Consider the following 20,108-nt stretch of genomic DNA (forward strand, 5'->3'; position numbering starts at 1 on the left):
CATCATTCAGCATGAATTGAAATCCTACTGTCGACTGTCTATTTTATTGGTAATTTGCCGTAGTTCTTGAGAAAGTGACTGTAGCAAGAGTGATTGGGCTGAGTGTAAAAAGAAATGATCGCCCCTAAACATCTGTAGTGAGAATGCAGTATTTGTCTGCTCGCGCCAAGCTTGAAGTTCATCACAATTGACCTCCCGATCTTGTAAGCCACCGAAAGCAGTAATAGTACAATCAAGTGGTGGCTCAGTAGTATATACATAGGTTTCTAGAACTTCAAAGTCTGCTCGTAGAATTGGGACAAGAAGTTGCATTAATTCGGCATTTTCCAGCAGTGCTTCAGGAGTACCATTGAGACGGCGTAGTTCTTCTATGAACTCAGGCTCACTTAGAGCATGGATAGGTGGATCTGGATCAGGAATTTGTGGAGCACGGTGGCCGGAAACAAACATATGTACTGGTTCAAGACCATACTGTTTGCGGAGTAAACGGGCTAGCTCAAAACTGACAACTGCTCCCATGCTGTGACCAAAGAAGGCGAATGGCTTGTTTAAATGTGGAAGCAAGGCGGGAGCAAACTGATTCCTTGTCAGCGCTTGGGCGATCGCACCCACAAGAGGTTTTAGCCGCGAAAATGGGGCTGACTTCATTTGGGTTCCTCGTCCAGGAAGTTCAATAGAGCAAACTTCGACAGTTTTAGGTAGACTCTCAGCCCATGTGCGAAAAATGATAGAACTACCACCTGCATAGGGGAAGCAGAATAAACGCACTGAAGCCTGAGGATTAGGTTTGGTATATGTTAACCAAGAGTTAAATGTTTGTGTGGTTGTCATATTTTCATGTCGAAATTGCACTTTTTTCCGTTTACTCCTCCTCTTAAGCAAGCTACGTACAGGAGAAGACTGTCATATCAAGTTCGGTTGAAGACTTATCATTAGGACTGACACGGAGACATTCTTACGCGGAGAGTTTTGAATAATAAGTAGATTATGCGAACTTGATATTCTCGTGCGGAGCGGGAGACGTTTCCGTTGCTCTGGTCAAGAGTCCAGAGTTTTTTGATCTTTGACTCTTGACCTTAGACAACCTTTACGAAAAATTAAATGCGTTATGATTTCCCCCCGGCAGCTTCTTCCATTTTCTTGCGAAGGCTAAGTGGTCTCATATCAGTCCAAACTTCTTTGATGTAATCTAGACATTCTTGTTTTAAACCACTTTTACCAGCATCCTTCCAGCCGAGTGCGTTTTCTCGGTTAGCAGGCCAAATCGAATACTGTTCTTCATGATTGACTACAACTTTGTAAATTGTTGTGTCTTCTTTGTCGTCTTGGTACATAATTTGTATCCTTCTATTTAATTGGCTATGCTTTCTAATGATTTGATAATCCAGTATTTTACTACAACATATATCAGATATCATTTGTCAATAAGCAATAGTACTTAGGGATTGCTGAAATCGGAGTTAGAAACAGAATTTTTGATCGGGTGATCGCGTCATCTTGATACGCATCATTTATTCTTAACCCATAATTTCAGTACACGAGTTAACTTCTAACCGATGCGTATGGGGTACACCCGGTGCTTACAAAGGACGAGGCGCACCATGTAAGCATGGTCATAAGTTTAAGCTCAATGACCCCCAAACTTGGCCAGAGGCAACTGAAACTTTAGAAGTTGAAGACCCGAAAGTTGGTCGAGTTAGGGTAATGCGTTGGAGTGGGTTTCATTTCCTTCAATACCCAAACCGGGCAATGGAAATCATTCGCGTCGAGGTCATCAAACCAGTAGGATGTAATCGTAAGTTCCAACCCTTATGGCTGGCTTGGTTGGGTCAGACAATGCCTGTATTAGAGGATCTAACTTTCTTTTACTTTCTATCTATTGCTGCTAAATGCAAATTAGTCCAAACTCAAGAAAGTAAGATTATCTTGATTTATTGGGCAGTCGGTGACTCTAGTCGTCATTTAAGCCAATAAAGTGCTTACTACTAACTCGTTTAACAAATTCGGCGGGTTTAAGTCCCCCGGTTCTATAACCGGCAAGTTTTGTGTCGGGGTCTAAATCCCCGTCACAAAACTTACTTGCGACTTGCGACTTGCGATTTGCGACTTGTTTTAACTTGTCATAATCACACTTGGGAGATTACTAATGCTAACTGCCTGTAATTCCTAATACTCGTGTGAAGGGGAGAAGGAAACTAAGTAATTAAGTTTGTGGCAAGGGTTTCAGGCATTTCACATGGGTGGCTTATTTTCCTCAATGTATGCTAGTCCATAAACCTTAATAATCTGCATGGGGAACTCTCACGATTCCACTGGTTCAAGGTGTCCCTTTCCTTCTAAACTATGCATAATTTTGGTATTAGAAGCTAGTTTTTACTTTTTGTCATTGTCAATAAAGTCAGTTGACTAGATCCAAAAATTTTGCAAACTAAAAAAAGAATCAGGGTTTGCGCCCATGTTTGGAAAACTGGCAATCATCAGTGGTTGCGATGGCGCAAAGCACCCGCAATATGCGATCGCTCCTCAGTCAATCCATAATAAAGTTAGCCAACAGGTAGATTATAAGGTGATTTTAGAGAATTGTATTTCCCATCCCAAATCAAGGCTTGTTAAGACCTTTGGAAAACTTTGTGATCTACTGAATTTACTTAATAAAAAAGATTATCATTAATTTTGAAATAGATCAAGCTACTCACATATCCCCTCAATAATTCGGGGTAGGCGGTTATTCAGGTATCCACGATCAGGCAAATGGATTAGAAAAAGATTGATCGCGGACAATAAGCTGTCGCGCTTTTAAATTGCACAAATAGCATTTCCCTTATTTTTATCTTTCGCCCCCACTTAATAATGAGTTCTCCATCATTTAGCAATCTATCTAACAGAGATTTTAGCTTGGCTACTGACTGGAATAGTCGATGTGCTATCCCTCTTCTGTCACGTTCCGGAAGGGCGATCGCTAAAAGCCCCATGAGGCAATCAATACAAGCTATACTATTAGAAAAAAATCGGTCTTATATTTGTTATTAGAAAATAATTGCGCAATCGCCTGCTATACAAAAGCTCTAGAATTCAGAAATGGCAAAAGTTTTCGGAGAGTGACAGAACAGGGATAGCGCTCTTCCACCACTCTTATGAGAGAATAATAGAGTAAAGTGCTGTATGTAAACTCTTTGCTGGACTATGTTTGATGCAATATATTAATACTACTAATTTGCGATCGCCCTGTGCCAGTTGCGTAAGTCCTGAAATTATAATTTTGCATTTTCTGTTTATGTAGTTTACTTGTGCTACTTATTGAAGTGCGGAATGTGGGCTTAAACTATGTAATTTCATCTTCAGATCGAATCAGGCTTTTGAAAGACGTGGACTGTTTCCAGGTTTTGACATCTATCGAAAGTCATAGAATATTTTGGTAATAGTCTAGAGTTACACATATTAGATTATTGATAATAATTACTTATTAAGTAAAGTATTGCTAAACGCTACAATCACTAGTAATGTAAGAAAGTCTAAATGAAAATTATTAGCAATATAGAAGCTTAGATGACTGACTTACTAATTTCGCCCTATCTTCCCTAGAGCAGCATTGAGGTCTGTTCTTTGAGTTTTACAAATTCAATTAAATAATCCTGTAAAGGCAGCACCTTGAGCCAGAAAGAGGTATGTCAGTTTAAGCTTTGCTGTATTTAAGTGGATTTTTAAACTAAGATACCCACAAAAACTGACTCCAACGCCTGTTCAGCCGGAGTGAGTGTAATATTAATTTTGCAACTATTGTTTGCCTGCATCTGATTAACTAAGGCATAATAATGACTGAAATTCTCAATAATTTTCAACAAATTCCCCCTCAGTATGCGACTATCGTTGATATTCTGCGCGATCGCAGTTTCAAGATGCAGCACACACAAGCGTTCACTTTCCTTGAAGATGGAGAGACTGAGGAATTAACGCTGACTTACCATGAATTAGATCGGCGCAGTCGGGCTGTAGCAGCTCAACTCCAAGCTCTTGGTTTGAGTGGAGAACGTGCCATATTACTGTATCCTCCAGGACTCGATTACCTAATAGCATTTTTTGGTTGTCTATATGCTGGAGTAGTGGCAGTTCCAGCTTATCCACCTCGCAATCAACGTAAAACGCCCAGAATACAAGCTATTAGTATAGATGCACAGGCAAGTATTGCTCTCACCACCACAGCAATGCTCCCCACATTAGAATCAATACTTACACCCGCAACAAAACAGGGGAATTTTCACTGGCTGACAACTGACAACATCGCCCAAGGTATAGAAGATTCTTGGCAAGAACCGACAATAAATGCCGATACCCTAGCCTTTCTGCAATACACATCAGGTTCTACAGGCACACCAAAGGGAGTCATGCTCAGTCATGGTAACCTGCTGCACAATGCTGCTGTAACTTACCAAATGATGGAACATTCACCCAGCAGTAAGTTTGTTTCGTGGCTACCTGTTTACCATGATATGGGATTGATTGGTGGGATTTTGCAACCTTTATATGGCGGGTTTAGCTGCATCTTAATGTCGCCAACATCTTTTCTGCAACGACCTTACCGCTGGTTACAGGCGATTTCCCGCTACAAAGGTACAACGAGCGGTGGCCCCAACTTTGCTTATGAACTGTGTGTTCAAAGGATTACTAAAGAACAAAAAGAAACTCTTGACTTAAGTAGTTGGAGTGTCGCGTTTAACGGTGCTGAACCAGTCCGACAAGATACTCTTGAGCAATTTGCAACCACCTTTGCAGAGTGTGGCTTCCGTTCAGAAGCATTTTACCCCTGTTACGGTATGGCAGAAGCAACTTTGATCGTTTCTGGTGGGGTCAAAACAGCCTTAGCCCAAATAACAACTGTAGAGAAATCTGCACTTTCACAGAACCAGATAGTTGAAGCAACTGCCCAGAGTCAAGATATCCAAAGCTTTGTCAGTTGCGGTGAAAGCATTCCTCAACAGCAGATTCTCATTGTCAATCCGGAAACATTAATTCCCTGTTCATCAGCAGAAGTTGGCGAAATCTGGGTATCTGGGCCGAGTGTTGGTCAGGGTTATTGGAATCGGAAAGAAGAAACAGAGCAAACATTCCACGCTTATCTCAAAGACACAATATTACAGCAATCCACGCATCAAAATAGCAAAGCGGGACGAGGTTCGGATCATTTTTTACGGACTGGGGACTTAGGCTTTTTGCACAATGGAGAAGTCTTCATTACAGGTCGAGCTAAAGATTTAATTATTATTCGTGGTCGCAATCTTTACCCCCAAGATATCGAATTAACCGCAGAATCTAGTCATCCATCCTTGCGTTATGGTGGGAATGCAGCATTTACAATAGAAGTTAATAACGAAGAAAAACTAGTAGTTGTACAAGAATTAGAGTTTCGCGCCAAGCCAAATTTAGAAGAAGTAATCTCTGCAATTCGTCAAGCGGTGACTGAAGAGCATGAAGTACAAGTTTATGCAGTGGTTTTGATAAAACCAGGTAGTATCCCCAAAACTTCCAGCGGTAAGATTCAACGACGTACAACTCGCACTCAATTTCACAATGGCGAACTGAATGTAGTTGTCAGTGATATTCTCAAGATTATTGATATTACCAGAAATGAAATTCAATTACAGCGTTCTGAACTTTTGGCACTTTCCCCAAGGGAGTGTCAACCGCTTCTAGAATCTTATTTAATTGAACTCTTGGCAGGATTACTTTCAATTGCACCCGATGATATCAGTTCTGAAGAACCATTAAGCACTCTAGGACTTGATTCTTTAAAAGTATTTGAGTTGAAAAACCGGATTGAGGTTGATTTAGAAGTAGAAGTATCGGTAGCAGACTTGTTTGAAGGGATGAGTACGCTCGCGCTAGCTACAAAGATCGTCGCTCAAATGACAACAGATGCACTACCATCAATATCTCTTACCCAACCAGAGAAAAATACATCCATTCAGCCTCTATCTTTTGCCCAGCAAGGATTATGGTTTATCAATCAGTTAACTCCCGATAGTCCTATATATAACATTCCTATAGTTATTAACTTCAAAGGTTGCATTGATTTAACAGTCTTACAAGATAGTCTTAACGAAATTATCAGACGACACGAAGTATTACGGACAAGCTTTGTAGTGGTTGATGGACAACCAGCCCAAGTTATAAATCAAGCGCCACCTTTAACTTTGGCGGTTGAAGATTTGCGTTCTCTTTCTGATAAGGAACGCGCTCAAGAAGCACAACGTTTAACTATAGAATTTGCACAACAGCCATTTGACTTATCTGCTCAATCGCTTTTGCGGATTAAAATTTTAAAATTAAATGATAAAAATTATCAATTGTTAGTCACTCTGCATCATATAATTGCAGATGGTTGGTCTATCGGTATTCTCATTAAAGAACTAGCTGCATTATATGAAGCATTCTCCAGGGACAAATCACCACTTCCTGAATTACCCATTCAGTATAGAGATTTTGTCAATTGGCAACGACAATGGCTCGGTTTTGAACGCATTCAACCCTTATTGACTTATTGGAAACAAAAGTTGCAAGGTGAGCTACCTGTACTGAATTTACCAATAGACCGGGCGCGATCGCCAGTTCAAACATTCAAAGGCGCTCAAGCAAAATTAATTCTTTCTCAAACTCTGACAAAAGAGTTAAAGAATTTGAGCCGTCATTCGGGAGTAACTCTGTTTATGACCTTGCTGACAGCCTTCAAAACCTTGCTGTATCGCTATACAGGTCAGACTGATATTGTAGTAGGTTCGCCAATCGCCAATCGGAATAGAGCAGAAGTTGAATCATTAATCGGATTTTTTGTCAATGTTTTGGTGTTGCGTACAGACTTATCTGGCGACCTGAGTTTTCAGAAGTTACTAGCGCGGGTGAAGTCAACAGCTTTAGAAGCATACATTCATCAAGACTTACCTTTTGAGAAGTTAGTAGAAGAACTCCAGCCAAATAGAGATTTGAGTTACAATCCCCTGTTTCAAGTGATGTTTGTTCTCCAAAATGTTCCAAAACCCAGTCTAAACCTATCGGATGTATCAGTTACTTATAAAGAAGATTACAACGGGACATCTAAGTTTGATTTGACATTGTTCATGGAGGATTCTGAGCAAGGTTTGGTTGCAACTTGCGAGTACAACACCGATTTATTTAATGCAGATACTGTTACTCGAATGCTGGAGCATTTCCAGACTTTATTGGGAAGCATAGTTAGCGATCCCCAACAACGCATTTCAGACTTGCAATTACTCACACCATCGGAACTAGAGCAGTTATTAGTTGAGTGGAATAATACCAAGACAGACTACCCACAAGATAAATGCATTCATGAATTGTTTGAGGCACAGGTAGAGAAAACACCATCTGACATTGCCGTCATATTTGAAAATCAAAAATTAACCTACCAGGAGTTAAACGACCAAGCGAATAAATTAGCACATTATTTACAAAAACTAGGGGTGAAGCCAGAAGTAATTGTAGGTGTCTGCATGAAGCGCAGCCCAGAAATGTTGATTGCATTGTTGGCTATTTTAAAAGCTGGCGGGGCTTATGTACCCCTAGACCCAGCCTATCCCCAGGAACGCTTAACTTTCATGGTAGAAGACAGTCAAACCAAGGTACTGCTGACTCAAAGCCATCTAGTTGAATTGTTTGCTAAATCGAATGTGCATATTGTCTGTATCGATAGAGATTCACAATTACTTAGCCAACAGAGTAGAGACAATCTGTTTAGTAAAGTACAACCTAATAGCCTAGCTTATGTCATTTATACTTCTGGTTCTACAGGTATACCAAAAGGTGTTGCTATAGAGCATCAAAGTTGTGTTGCTTTCTTAACATGGTCAAGAGAGGTATTTACAGATGATGACCTTGCAGGAGTTTTAGCATCAACCTCCATTTGCTTTGATTTGTCAGTATTTGAACTGTTTGCTCCCCTCAGTTGGGGTGGTAGAGTGATTCTCGTAGAGAATGCTTTGCACTTACCCTCGTTGGTTGCTGACGTCAGCTTGGTTAATACAGTCCCAAGCATCATTGCAGAATTACTGCAAGTAGATGGTTTACCTCCTTCAGTCAGGACGGTTAATCTTGCTGGTGAACCACTGCAAAATCAACTTGTACAGCAGATTTATCAAAACGATCAGATTCAGAAAGTTTTGAATCTTTACGGTCCCTCTGAAGATACAACCTATTCCACATTTGCTCAAGTAAATAGGGATAGCAATGTAACTATCGGTAGTCCCATTGCCAATACACAAATTTATCTGCTTGATACTAAGTTGCAACCAGTACCAATTGGTGTACCAGGAGAAATTTATATCGGTGGTGCTGGTTTAGCTAGAGGCTATTTAAACAGACCAGAGTTAACAAAAGAGCGGTTTATATCTAATCCGTTCAATAATAAACTTGAATCACGACTATATAAAACTGGAGATTTAGCTCGTTATCTACCAGATAGGAATTTAGAGTACTTGGGGCGAATCGATCATCAGGTCAAGATTAGAGGATTTCGGATTGAGTTAGGTGAAATTGAGAATGCATTTCTCAAAAATCCAGCAGTGCGGGAAATTGTAGTTTTGGCGCGAGAAGATAAACCACGTGTTCAACAATTGGTGGCTTATATAGTTCTTTTAATAGACCAAACACCCACAATTACTGAACTGCGAAGCTATCTCAAAGAACTGTTACCTGAATATATGGTTCCTGGTGTTTTTATCTTTTTAGATACCTTACCACTTTTGCCTAACGGAAAAGTAGATCGCCGTGCTTTACCTGTACCAGAAGCCTTGCGTCCAACATTGACGACTACCTATGAAGTACCTCAGTCGGAAATGGAACAGCAGATAGCAAAGCTTTGGCAAGAGGTTCTACATCTAGATAAAGTGGGTATTCATGATAATTTCTTTGACCTTGGTGGGCATTCACTACTGATGATTCAGCTTAATCATAAACTGCGTGCAATTTTGCAGCGAGATATCTCAGTTGTCACCATGTTTCAGAACCCAACTATTTACTCACTGGCGCAATATCTAAGTCAACAGCGACAGCTTTCTTTTGCAGGAACACGCGATCGCGCTCAAAAGCAAATTGAGGCTATCAACCGCCAAAGGCAGTTATTGAGCAAACAAGGGAAAAAAAATTATGAATAACACTACAAATTATCATATCTTAGAAGAAGGTATTGCTGTTATTGGGATGACTGGGCGCTTTCCTGGTGCAAAGAATATTTCCAGTTTTTGGCAGAATTTATGTGATGGAGTTGAGTCAACTTCTGCGTTTACAAATGAAGAGTTAATTGCCTTTGGAGTTTCACCGGAACTGCTCAAAAATCCTAATTATTTAAAAGTTGGAGCAATATTAGAAAATATCGATTTATTTGATGCCTCATTCTTTGGCTTTAATCCTAAAGAAGCAGAAATTACAGATCCGCAGCATCGGTTGTTTTTAGAGTGTGCTTGGGAAGCATTAGAAAATGCTGGTTATGCTTCCCAACGCTGTGAAAGTAGAATTGGTGTTTATGCTGGTGCTAGTTTAAATAATTATCAATCATTTAATTTAAACCGCGATCAAATTGGGGCAGTGAACACGTTCCAAAAAATGATCGGTAATGATAAAGATTTCCTTGCTACTCGTGTTTCCTATAAATTAAATCTCACTGGCCCAAGTTTGACGGTACAAACAGCTTGTTCTACTTCTTTGGTTGCAACTTCTTTAGCTTGTCAAAGCTTATTGAATTATCAATGCGATATGGCTTTGGCTGGTGGAGTATCTGTTCGCATTCCCCAAAAAACAGGGTATTTGTATCAAGAAGGGGGAATCTTATCACCTGACGGTCACTGTCGCGCCTTTGATGCCAAAGCAAAAGGAACGATTATTGGTAATGGTGTCGGAATAGTGGTTTTAAAGCGGTTAGCTGACGCGATCGCAGATGGTGACAATATCTATGCTGTGATTAAAGGTAGTGCCATCAATAATGATGGTTTTGGTAAAGTTGGTTATACAGCCCCAAGCGTTAACGGACAAGCAAATGTAGTAGCGGAAGCACTGGCTTTGGCTGGCATGGAACCTGAAACCATTAGCTATATAGAAACTCACGGTTCGGGCACTGTCTTAGGCGATCCCATTGAAATATCTGCTTTAACTAACGTTTTTCGTGAAAGTACCGATAAAAAGGGATTTTGTGCAATTGGTTCAGTCAAAACGAATATTGGTCATTTGGACGCAGCAGCAGGGGTTACAAGTTTAATCAAAACTGTTTTGGCTCTCAAACATCAACAAATACCCCCCAGCTTAAATTTTGAAGAACCCAATCCTGAAATTGATTTTGCCAACAGTCCTTTTTACGTCAACACCAAGCTGAGAGAATGGAAAACTACTCATACTCCTCGCCGTGCTGGTGTGAGTTCTTTGGGTATAGGTGGAACTAATGCTCACGTAATTTTGGAAGAAGCCCCGACACTTCCAGAATCTAGCCCTTCTCGTCCGTGGCAATTATTAGTACTTTCAGCCAAAACAGACTCAGCATTAAAAAGTGCTACTGTCAATCTTGCAGATTTCCTCAAACAGCACCCTGATTTAAAGCTTGCAGATGTTGCTTATACATTACAGTGTGGACGACAAGCTTTTGAGCATCGGCAGACAGTTGTTTGTCAAGATATTGCAGATGCGATCGCTGCACTTGAAGATCCAAAGCGCTTACTTACCAGTGTTCCAGAAACTGAAGAACGTCCTCTAGCCTTCATGTTTCCAGGGCTTGGTACTCAATATGTCAACATGGCTGGTGAACTTTACCACGTTGAACCGATATTTCAGCAACAAATTGACTACTGTTGTGAATTTCTCAAACCGCTTCTTGGTCAAGATTTGCGAGATGTCATATATCCCAATAGAAACAGTGAGAATGACACTCAGCAAAAACAAAACCCTCTTGCTGCTGGGCTAGATTTGCGAAAAATGTTAGGTCGTGGGGCAGAACAAGCAGATGTAGCTACTGAAAAACTCAATCAAACTCATCTCACTCAGCCAGCTGTTTTTGTGATTGAGTACGCCTTGGCCCAGTTGTGGATAAAATGGGGAATTCGTCCTGCGGCAATGATTGGCTACAGCATTGGTGAATATGTCGCGGCTACGCTAGCAGGGGTGTTGTCTATTGAAGACGCTCTGACTCTCGTCGCCAAAAGAGCGCAAATGATTCAGGAATTACCAATTGGGGCAATGTTGGCTATGCCCCTTTCGGAAGAAGAGGTGTATCCTCTGTTGAGTGAGAACCTTTCTTTGTCAGCAATCAACAGTTCACAACAGTGTGTGGTTGCTGGAGTCATAGAAGCTGTGGATGAATTAGAAAGCAAGTTAGCTCAAAGGGGATTAGCCTGTCGGCGTTTGCAAACTTCCCATGCCTTTCATTCAAAAATGATGGATGCGATCGCACAACCCTTCATCGACTTGGTAAAAACTGTCACCCTCCATCCACCCAAAATTCCCTATTTATCTAATGTCACTGGAACTTGGATTACAGTAGCCGAAGCTACAGATCCCACATACTGGACAAGGCATCTATGCGAAACTGTGCGTTTTGCAGATGGAGTTCAACAATTGTGGAAAAAACAAAATCCGATTCTTTTAGAGGTTGGATCGGGACAGACATTGAGCAGTTTAGCTTTACAGTGTTTGGATAACGGCTCTTATATAGATCGAGTTGTACTACCCTCACTCCGGCATTCCTACGAGCGACAGTCAGATTTGGCTTTCTTGCTTAAGACATTAGGTCAGTTGTGGCTCTCAGGAGTCCAAATTGATTGGTCAGGCTTTTATGCTGCGGAGCGCCGTCACCGCCTTCCCTTACCAACTTATCCCTTTGAGCGCCAAAGTTACTGGATTGAACCACAAAAACCATCACCCTTACCCAGACAGTTCGACCCAAGACCAACAGCATCTGAGCTTTGGATATCTCTGGTAGACGCTGCTCAGATGCAAGCGATTCAAGGCAGCTTAAAATTTGACGATCGAGCTTATCGAGCAAACAAACAATGGTTAGATCGTTTATGTACTGCTTACATGAGTCTTGCCCTGAAGCGTTTAGGTGCATTTAGCAATTTAACCAAAAAGTATTCTATTGAGGAATTATTTGAGCAATGTTCTATTATTCCTAAATATCGTGAATTGTTGTGTAGATGGCTGGAAGTACTGGTAGAGCAAGGTCAGTTGCAGCAAGAGGAGGGTCTATTTACAAACTTTTTACCATCGTCAACAGATCAGATCGACACTCTTCTAGAAGAAGTCAGAATCAGATGGACAGATACACCTCAAAATATAAATCTGATCCAGATATTTGGTGAAAATCTGGTAGCTGTGCTTACTGGTCAAAAAGAACCATTAGAGTTGCATGTTGCTACATTAGTTAAGCAAGGAGAAATTTCTCGACAATACTTGCCCTCTGAGGTTTATTTAAGAGGGATTATGCGGGCAATGGTGGAAAAGCTGGCAATGACTTTACCACCAGACGTGAACCTAAAAATTTTAGAAATCGGCGGTGGAACTGGGATCGCCACGGTGGAATTATTACCTGTGTTAGCATCCCAGCAAACAAACTATACTTTTACCGATGTGGGTGGTTTTTTTGTCAAAGAAGCCAAAAATAAGTTTAGTGCCTATCCTTTTGTCCAATATGGCTTACTAGACATTGAGCGATCGCCTCAAGAGCAGGGATACAATAGCCACAGTTTTGATGTTGTCGTAGCTGTCAATGTATTGCATATAGCCCGCAACATCAAAGAAACCCTTCAACATGTTCAATCTTTATTAGCTCCTGGAGGCTTCTTACTCCTATGGGAGATCACTCAACCTAGACCAGAGTCGGACATGATTGATGCTCTAATCATGAATCCCATAGAAGATGAAAAAGGCAGCCGTAACATGGCTAATCCATTTTTATCAAAAGAGCAGTGGCAGGAAGAACTAAACTCCTCTGGTTTTATTCAGGTGGCAGCTTTCTCTGAATTTGAAGCCTTTGGGGAACATGTCTTTGTTGCTCAGGCTTCTTCGTCAGTAGCATTATCAGCACCAGCAGCATTTACAGCTTTAGTCGATCAAAAAGATGTTAACAAGATGCCTCAAGTCTTGTCGCATGAAAAGCGGGACATTGCTGACTGGTTCTATATCCCATCCTGGAAACGTTCAATGCCGCCCCAGCCTTTGAAACTGACTCAGGCCAGTTGTTGGTTAGTCTTTGTCGATGAGTGTGGCTTGGGTTCTCAAGTAGTGAAGCGACTCAAACTTGAGAAGCAGAATGTTATTACTGTCAAGATGGGAGAGCAATTTAGTAGCGAGAGCCAATCTTCTACAGATGGACTCGATCAACACGTATACACGATCAATCCTCAACAACGGGATGACTACGATACGCTGCTCAAAGAACTTTGTGCCCTGGAGTTGACCCCAAAAACAATTGTTTATTTATGGAGCGTGACACCGCCGGATCGCACAGAATTAGGACTTGAATCGGTAGACTCTCAAGATTTAGACTTTTACAGTCTGCTGTTTCTAGCTCAGGCAATTGGAGAACAAAATCTTGCAGATTCCCTTGAAATTGGCATTGTTTCAAATAATATGCAGGAATTAACAGGCGAAGAGGTGCTGTCTCCAGAGAAAGCACTAGTTCTTGGGCCCTGTAAAACTATTCCGCTAGAGTACCCAAATATAAACTGTCGTAGTATTGATGTTGTTATTCCCGAACTAGAAAGTTGGCAAGGGGATAAACTAGTAGACCAGTTACTGACAGAACTCACTACTGAATCATCCGATCAGATTATCGCCTACCGTGGCAATCATCGCTGGGTACAGACCTTTGAACCAGTCCGACTGCATGAAACTGTTGAAGGAAAACCACGCTTAAGGGAAGGGGGAGTCTATCTGATTACAGGTGGATTAGGAGGCATTGGTCTAGTGCTGGCTGAATATCTGGCACAGACCGTAAAAGCAAAACTGATACTGACTGGGCGTTCAGCTTTTCCCGATCGCAACGAGTGGTTGCAATGGCTATCCACTCATGATGAATCCGACAGTATCAGCGATAAAATCCGAAAATTACAAGCGCTCGAGGCATTGGGTGCAGAGGTATTGGTAGTCAGCGCCGATGTTGCCAACCTTGAACAAATGTCAGCAGCGATCGCTCAGGCCAATAATCGATTTGGTGAGATTCATGGGGTGATTCATGCCGCAGTAGTTCCAGGGGGAGGTTTTATTCAACTAAAAACAAAAGCAGCAGCAGCAAATGCTTTTGCACCGAAAGTCAAGGGAACACGAATCCTCGATACTCTCTTTAAGGATGCTAAACTGGATTTCTTTGTACTCTGTTCATCAAGTAGTACATTTCAACCTGTAGCGGGTATGGTAGACTACATTGCTGAAAATGCCTTTCTTGACGCCTTTGCTCACTACAGTGTCTCTAAATACGGCAAATTTACCAGAGCCATTGACTGGGATAGATGGAGCAATTTAGGAACAGCGGTGGCTGTTGAAACACAGTATAGAGCTATAACAGGAAAAGAGATTGCGCCAGCAATGACATCAGAAGATGGTATTGAAGCATTTAGACGGATTCTGTTCAGTAGCACGGTGCCTCAGATAGTTGTATCAACGCAGGATTTATTAACTGAGGTTGAGCAGAAATTTTCTTTAGAAGTTCTAGAGAAGACCAACATATCTAAATCAATATACCAAAGACCCCAACTGAGAAATGCTTATGTTGCTCCTACCAATGAGAGTGAGTCTAGGATTGCTGATATCTATCAAGAATTACTAGGGATTGAGCAGATAGGCATTTATGACAACTTCTTTGAGTTGGGAGGAGACTCCTTAATAGGAACCGTACTAATTTCTCAGCTTCGTAAAAACTTTCAGGTAGAACTATCTGTTCGTTCCCTCTTTGAAGCACCCTCTGTATCTGAATTGGCTGTAGTTATTGAAGAAACCATCATAGAGGAATTAGAAAAATTATCTGAAGCTTAAGCTAATTTTAATTTTGAAAAGCTTAACGTAAAACCAGAAAAAATATTCGCTTTCAGGATTATTTATGAACATTCAAACAGTAGGCGTAGTTGGAGCAGGAGTTATGGGAGTAGGGGTTGCACAAAACCTCGCTCAAACAGGTCATCAAGTCATTCTAGTAGATATTTCTGAATATATCCTGGATAAGGCTAAACATGAAATTAGGAATAATATCCGCTTTCAGGGTTTTTTCAAAAAAAGTGAAACTACAGAAACTCCAGATACTGTCCTCAAGCGAATTGAGTTTTCGACAAACTATAAATTTCTAGAAAAGGCAGATTTTGTACTTGAAAATGTCACTGAAAAGTGGGATATTAAAAAACAGGTGTACTCACTGCTAGATTCTATTTGTCCAGCAGATAGTGTATTTGCGGCTAACACATCAGCGATTCCCATCACCCGTATTGCTTCAGTTACTAAACGTGCCGAGAAAGTTATCGGTATGCACTTTATGAATCCTGTACCTATGAAGTCGATGGTGGAGATGATTCGTGGGTTTCATACTTCTGAGGAAACAATTGAAATAGGCAAAAAATTTCTGGCTCAGATTGGTAAAGAATGCATAATCGTCAATGATTCACCGGGTTTTGTTTCTAATCGTGTGTTGATGTTAACCATTAACGAAGCTGTTTTTCTGTTGCAAGACCAAGTTTCGACAGCAGAAGATATTGACAAAATATTTAAAACTTGCTTTGGTCACAAAATGGGACCTTTGGAAACAGCAGATTTGATTGGACTAGATACCATTTTATTTTCAATTGAAGTTTTGTATGAAAGCTTTAATGATAGCAAATACAGACCATGTACTTTACTGAAGAAAATGGTGGATGCAGGATTGCATGGTAAGAAAAGTGGGAAAGGATTTTACGTTTATCAATAAATAGGAGATGTACAAAAATGAACGAAATAAAAACTAAAATAAAAACATTCCTTTCGCGGTTTTTTGGTAATCACGACTTACAGTCAGACGAAGATATTTTTGCTCTGGGTTTTGTGAATTCAATGTTTGCCATGCAACTTGTTTTATTTATAGAGCAAGAGTTTCAAATTACTGTTGAAAATGAAGATTTGGAGTTTGATAATTTTAAAACTATCAACTCTATTGGCAACTTAATTGAACGAAAAAATCCTGTGCTAGCGCCGAGATGAAACTAGAATTATCTGCTCAACAAAAAAAATATCAATCTGAATTTAGAGCATTTGCCAATGAGGAAATATGCCCTCATGCAAGTGAATGCGATCGCAATGAATTTACCCCGCCAGAAATTATTAAAAAATTAGCTCAACATGGCTTTTTAGGTGCCATATTACCCGAAGCATTTGGTGGTCAGGGAATGGACATGATTACCTATGGTATTCTCAACGAAGAAATTGGCCGGGGATGTTCTTCTGTACGGAGTTTGCTGACAGTTCATAACATGGTTGCTCATGCTTTATGTAAATGGGGTAGTAAGTCTCAGAAAGAATATTGGCTTCCCAAGTTAGCATCTGGTGAAATTATAGCCGCTTTTGCATTAAGTGAACCGAATGTAGGTAGCGACGCTAAAAGTGTAGAAACAACAGCAACACTTACTGGAGATGCTTATATCTTAAACGGGCAAAAGAAATGGATTACCTATGGACAAATAGCAGATGTATTTTTGGTATTTGCCAAATGTGAAGATAAACCTACTGCCTTTTTAGTTGAAAAAAATAGTCCAGGATTTTCAATTAAACCAATGTCTGGCATTTTAGGTGTTAGGGCTTCAATGTCAGCAGAATTGCAGTTTAATAATTGTCAAATTCCTCAAGAAAATTTAGTTGGTAAATTAGGCTTTGGGTTTTCTTACGTTGCTGCCACCGCACTTGATTACGGTAGATATAGTGTGGCCTGGGGTTGTGTCGGTATTACCCAAGCTTGTCTAGAAGCTTGTATTAAGTACACAAGCGAGCGAAAACAGTTTGGTGTTTATCTGAAAGAGCATCAATTAATTCGGCAAATGATCACTCAGATGATAGCCAATGTGAAAGCAGCAAGATTGCTATGTTATCAAGCTGGTTATCTCAAAGATATTAACGATCCTAACTCTATTATAGAGACTTCAATTGCTAAATACTTTGCTTCCATAACAGCTACAAAAGTAGCAAATGATGCTGTACAAATTCATGGTGGTAATGGATGTAGTAGTGAGTACCCAGTTGAAAGGTACTTACGAGATTCTAAAATTATGGAAATCATCGAAGGTAGCACTCAAATTCAAGAAATTACTATCGCTGAGTCAGGTTATCAGGAGTATTTTGTATCAACCTTACCTAATATCATGGTCAAGAAATTGGCAGAGAGGATTTAAAATATGATTAGTAGTACAAGCCAACTTACAAATCTCCAACAAGAAGATAAAAAAATTATCAAATGTGTAGTTTGGGATCTAGATAATACACTATGGCATGGAATTTTATTGGAGGATGAAAAAGTTTGTTTGCGAGAAGGGATAACTAATATTATTTATAGTTTAGATAGTCGTGGTATTTTACAATCTATCGCTAGTAAAAATGACGAGTTTACAGCTATAGCTAAACTAGAAGAATTGGGTTTAAAAGAGTATTTTTTATATCCCCAGATTAATTGGAATTCTAAAGTTAGTTCTCTGCAAGAAATTGCTAAATCACTTAATATTGGTATTGATGCGATCGCCTTTATTGACGATCAGAGATTTGAGCTAGAAGAAGTCGAGTTTTCTTTGCCAGATATCCTTTGTATCAACGCAGATAAAATAGCACATATTTTAGATATGCCAGTGATGAATCCCCGTTTTATTACGGAAGATTCTAGCATAAGAAGGTTAATGTATATTAGCGATATCAATCGTCAGCAAGCAGAAAAAGACTTTGTAGGAACAACAGAGGAATTTTTAGCTACTCTCAATATGAATTTCACTATATCTTCTGCAAAAGAAGAGGATTTGCAGCGAGCAGAAGAATTAACTCTCCGAACTAATCAATTAAATACAACTGGTTACACCTACTCTTATAACGAACTAAGTCATTTTTGTCAGTCGGAAAACCACAAACTGCTAATTGCAAGTTTAGAAGATAAGTATGGAAGCTATGGTCAAATAGGGCTAGTTCTGATTGAGCGCCAAACAAACCTATGGACAATAAAACTCTTACTGATGTCTTGTCGCGTCATGTCTAGAGGAGTCGGCACAATCATGTTGAACTATGTTATGAGTTTAGCACAAAACAACAATGTCCGGCTTCTTGCAGAGTTTGTGCCAAATAATCGCAATCGGATGATGTACATTGCTTATAAATTTGCAAATTTTAAGGAAATTGCAAAGAGTGATGATTTAGTAACTTTTGAAAATGATTTAACTCGAATTCAACCAGTACCTTTATATGTGAAATTTCAGGCAATTGATTAAGTAAATTAGTTTTAATTTTAATTTTTATGAATATCAAAAAAGATGATATATCTAAACGACGTTCTCAGCTTTCACCAGCTAAACAAGCAATTTTAGAAAAGCGTTTACGGGGTGAATCTGATACTCCATCAATAGTTATTGCTCAACGTTCTCAACAGAATCCTGTTTCTCTCTCCTTTCCTCAACAACGGTTATGGCTTTTTCAGCAGCTAGAACCAGAAAGTTCTGCTTATAACGAATTAGTAAATATACACCTAAAAGGTGTGTTGAATTTGGTGGCGCTAAGGGAGAGTATCAATGAGATTGTCAGACGGCATGAATCTCTGCGTACCACCTTTGAATTGTTGGAAGGGCAACCAGTTCAAGTGATTAATTCCACTTTAACTGTAACCCTGCCAGTGGTGAACTTGAGCGAACTACCAACAGCATTGCAAGCATCTGAGCTTAAACGACTGACTACTGATATAGTCAAAAAACCCTTTGACTTAGCATCGGGCCCTTTACTGCGAGGGGCGTTATTGCAGACAAGCGAAGAGGAACATCTACTTTTATTCGCCATCCACCATATTGTCTGTGATGGTTGGTCAGTACAAATTTTTACCCAGGAATTAACAACATTATACACAGCTTTTTCTGCCGGAAAACCCTCCCCACTCTCAGAATTGCCCATCCAGTATGTAGACTTTTCTATTTGGCAACGTCAGTGGCTGCAAGGTGAGCGAGAAAAAACTCAACTTTCCTATTGGAAGCAGCAACTTGCAAATGTTCCAAGCACTTTGTCCCTTCCTACAGAACGTCCTCGATCGCCAGTACAAAGCTTCAGAGGAGCGATCGCCTCTTTTCAGCTATCAGCACCCTTGACTAGTATGCTTAAGTCTTTAAGCAACCAGCAAGGTGTCACCCTGTTTATGACCCTATTAACGGCATTTCAGGCGCAACTATACCGTTATACAAATCAAGAAGACATTTGCGTTGGCTCCCCAATAGCTAACCGCAACCATCCTGATATTCAAGGATTAATTGGTTTTTTTGTCAACACCCTTGTACTGCGTACTGACCTTTCTGGGAACCCAAGTTTTCTAGAATTGCTTGGTCGAGTGCGTGAAGTATGCGTGGGTGCTTATGCTCATACTGATATACCTTTCGAGCGAGTGGTGGGAGAACTGCATCCTGAGCGGAATCTCAGTCATACACCCCTGTTTCAAGTCATGTTTGTTTTGCAGGAAGATAGCAAAAAAGATTTGGAACTGCCTGGTTTGACTCTCAAATGGCTTCACAACCACAGTGAAACAGCTAAGTTTGATTTAACGCTGTCTGTGGTGGACGCCAAGTCACAACTTTGGGGGTTTTGGGAGTACAATACCGACCTGTTTGATGCTGCCACTATTGACCGAATGATCGGGCATTTTACTAATTTGCTAGAAGGTATTGTTACCGATCCAGATCAGCGCTTATCAGATTTGCCACTGTTGACAATTGCAGAGCAGCAGACTCTGTTAGTTAAGTGGAATGATACCACTACCAATTATTCTGAGAATAAATGCATCCATGAATTGTTTGAAGCGCAGGTAGAAAGAACGCCGAACGCCGTAGCAGTAGTATTTGAACATGAACAGTTAACCTATTGTGAACTCAACACCAGAGCCA

At 40.3% G+C, this 20,108-nt stretch carries 11 protein-coding genes; 9 read left to right on the forward strand and 2 right to left on the reverse strand.

Features of this window, described 5'->3' with window-relative positions; translation table 11 throughout:
• Window positions 1-24 precede the first annotated feature (24 nt).
• Both RM368_RS29690 and RM368_RS29695 read right to left on the reverse strand, forming a co-directional pair.
• Window positions 25-831, reverse strand: coding sequence for a thioesterase II family protein (locus RM368_RS29690; protein WP_322697383.1), 807 nt, complete (start codon window positions 829-831; stop codon window positions 25-27).
• Between the two features lie 275 nt (window positions 832-1,106).
• The gene (locus RM368_RS29695; RefSeq protein ID WP_322696199.1) at window positions 1,107-1,334 is read right to left on the reverse strand and encodes an MbtH family protein; all 228 of its coding nucleotides are present in this window, start codon (window positions 1,332-1,334) and stop codon (window positions 1,107-1,109) included.
• Window positions 1,335-1,749: 415 nt separating this feature from the next.
• Here RM368_RS29695 and RM368_RS38875 point away from each other — a divergent pair, with 415 nt between their 5' ends.
• From RM368_RS38875 to RM368_RS29740, 9 genes are all read left to right on the forward strand, one after another.
• Window positions 1,750-1,974: a hypothetical protein gene (locus RM368_RS38875; protein WP_416212264.1), complete on the forward strand. Its 225-nt coding sequence runs from the start codon at window positions 1,750-1,752 to the stop codon at window positions 1,972-1,974.
• A gap of 481 nt (window positions 1,975-2,455) precedes the next feature.
• Complete coding sequence (locus RM368_RS29705) at window positions 2,456-2,671, forward strand: hypothetical protein (protein ID WP_322697384.1); 216 nt, start codon at window positions 2,456-2,458, stop codon at window positions 2,669-2,671.
• Window positions 2,672-3,812: 1,141 nt separating this feature from the next.
• Window positions 3,813-9,161 (forward strand): non-ribosomal peptide synthetase, encoded by a 5,349-nt coding sequence (locus tag RM368_RS29710; RefSeq protein WP_322697385.1) that lies wholly within the window; start codon window positions 3,813-3,815, stop codon window positions 9,159-9,161.
• Window positions 9,154-15,018 carry a polyketide synthase gene (locus RM368_RS29715; RefSeq protein ID WP_322697386.1) on the forward strand — a complete coding sequence of 1,955 codons (5,865 nt, stop codon included), beginning with the start codon at window positions 9,154-9,156 and terminating at the stop codon, window positions 15,016-15,018. Before RM368_RS29710 ends, RM368_RS29715 begins: the two co-directional genes overlap by 8 nt.
• Before the next feature lie 64 nt (window positions 15,019-15,082).
• Window positions 15,083-15,937: a 3-hydroxyacyl-CoA dehydrogenase family protein gene (locus RM368_RS29720; protein ID WP_322697387.1), complete on the forward strand. Its 855-nt coding sequence runs from the start codon at window positions 15,083-15,085 to the stop codon at window positions 15,935-15,937.
• Window positions 15,938-15,954: 17 nt separating this feature from the next.
• Window positions 15,955-16,206 (forward strand): acyl carrier protein, encoded by a 252-nt coding sequence (locus RM368_RS29725; RefSeq protein ID WP_322697388.1) that lies wholly within the window; start codon window positions 15,955-15,957, stop codon window positions 16,204-16,206.
• Window positions 16,203-17,387, forward strand: a complete 1,185-nt coding sequence (locus RM368_RS29730) for an acyl-CoA dehydrogenase family protein (RefSeq protein ID WP_322697389.1) — start codon at window positions 16,203-16,205, stop codon at window positions 17,385-17,387. The genes RM368_RS29725 and RM368_RS29730 overlap by 4 nt, the downstream gene beginning before the upstream one ends.
• Window positions 17,388-17,390: 3 nt before the next feature.
• Entirely contained in the window at window positions 17,391-18,461 is a 1,071-nt protein-coding gene (locus tag RM368_RS29735; protein WP_322697390.1) for an HAD-IIIC family phosphatase, read from the forward strand.
• A 26-nt stretch (window positions 18,462-18,487) separates the two neighbouring features.
• Window positions 18,488-20,108, forward strand: a 1,621-nt coding sequence (locus RM368_RS29740) for a condensation domain-containing protein (protein ID WP_322697391.1), incomplete at its 3' end; no start/stop codon positions are given.

This window comes from Nostoc sp. DedSLP03, assembly GCF_034530815.1.
Taxonomy (GTDB): Bacteria; Cyanobacteriota; Cyanobacteriia; order Cyanobacteriales; family Nostocaceae; genus Nostoc.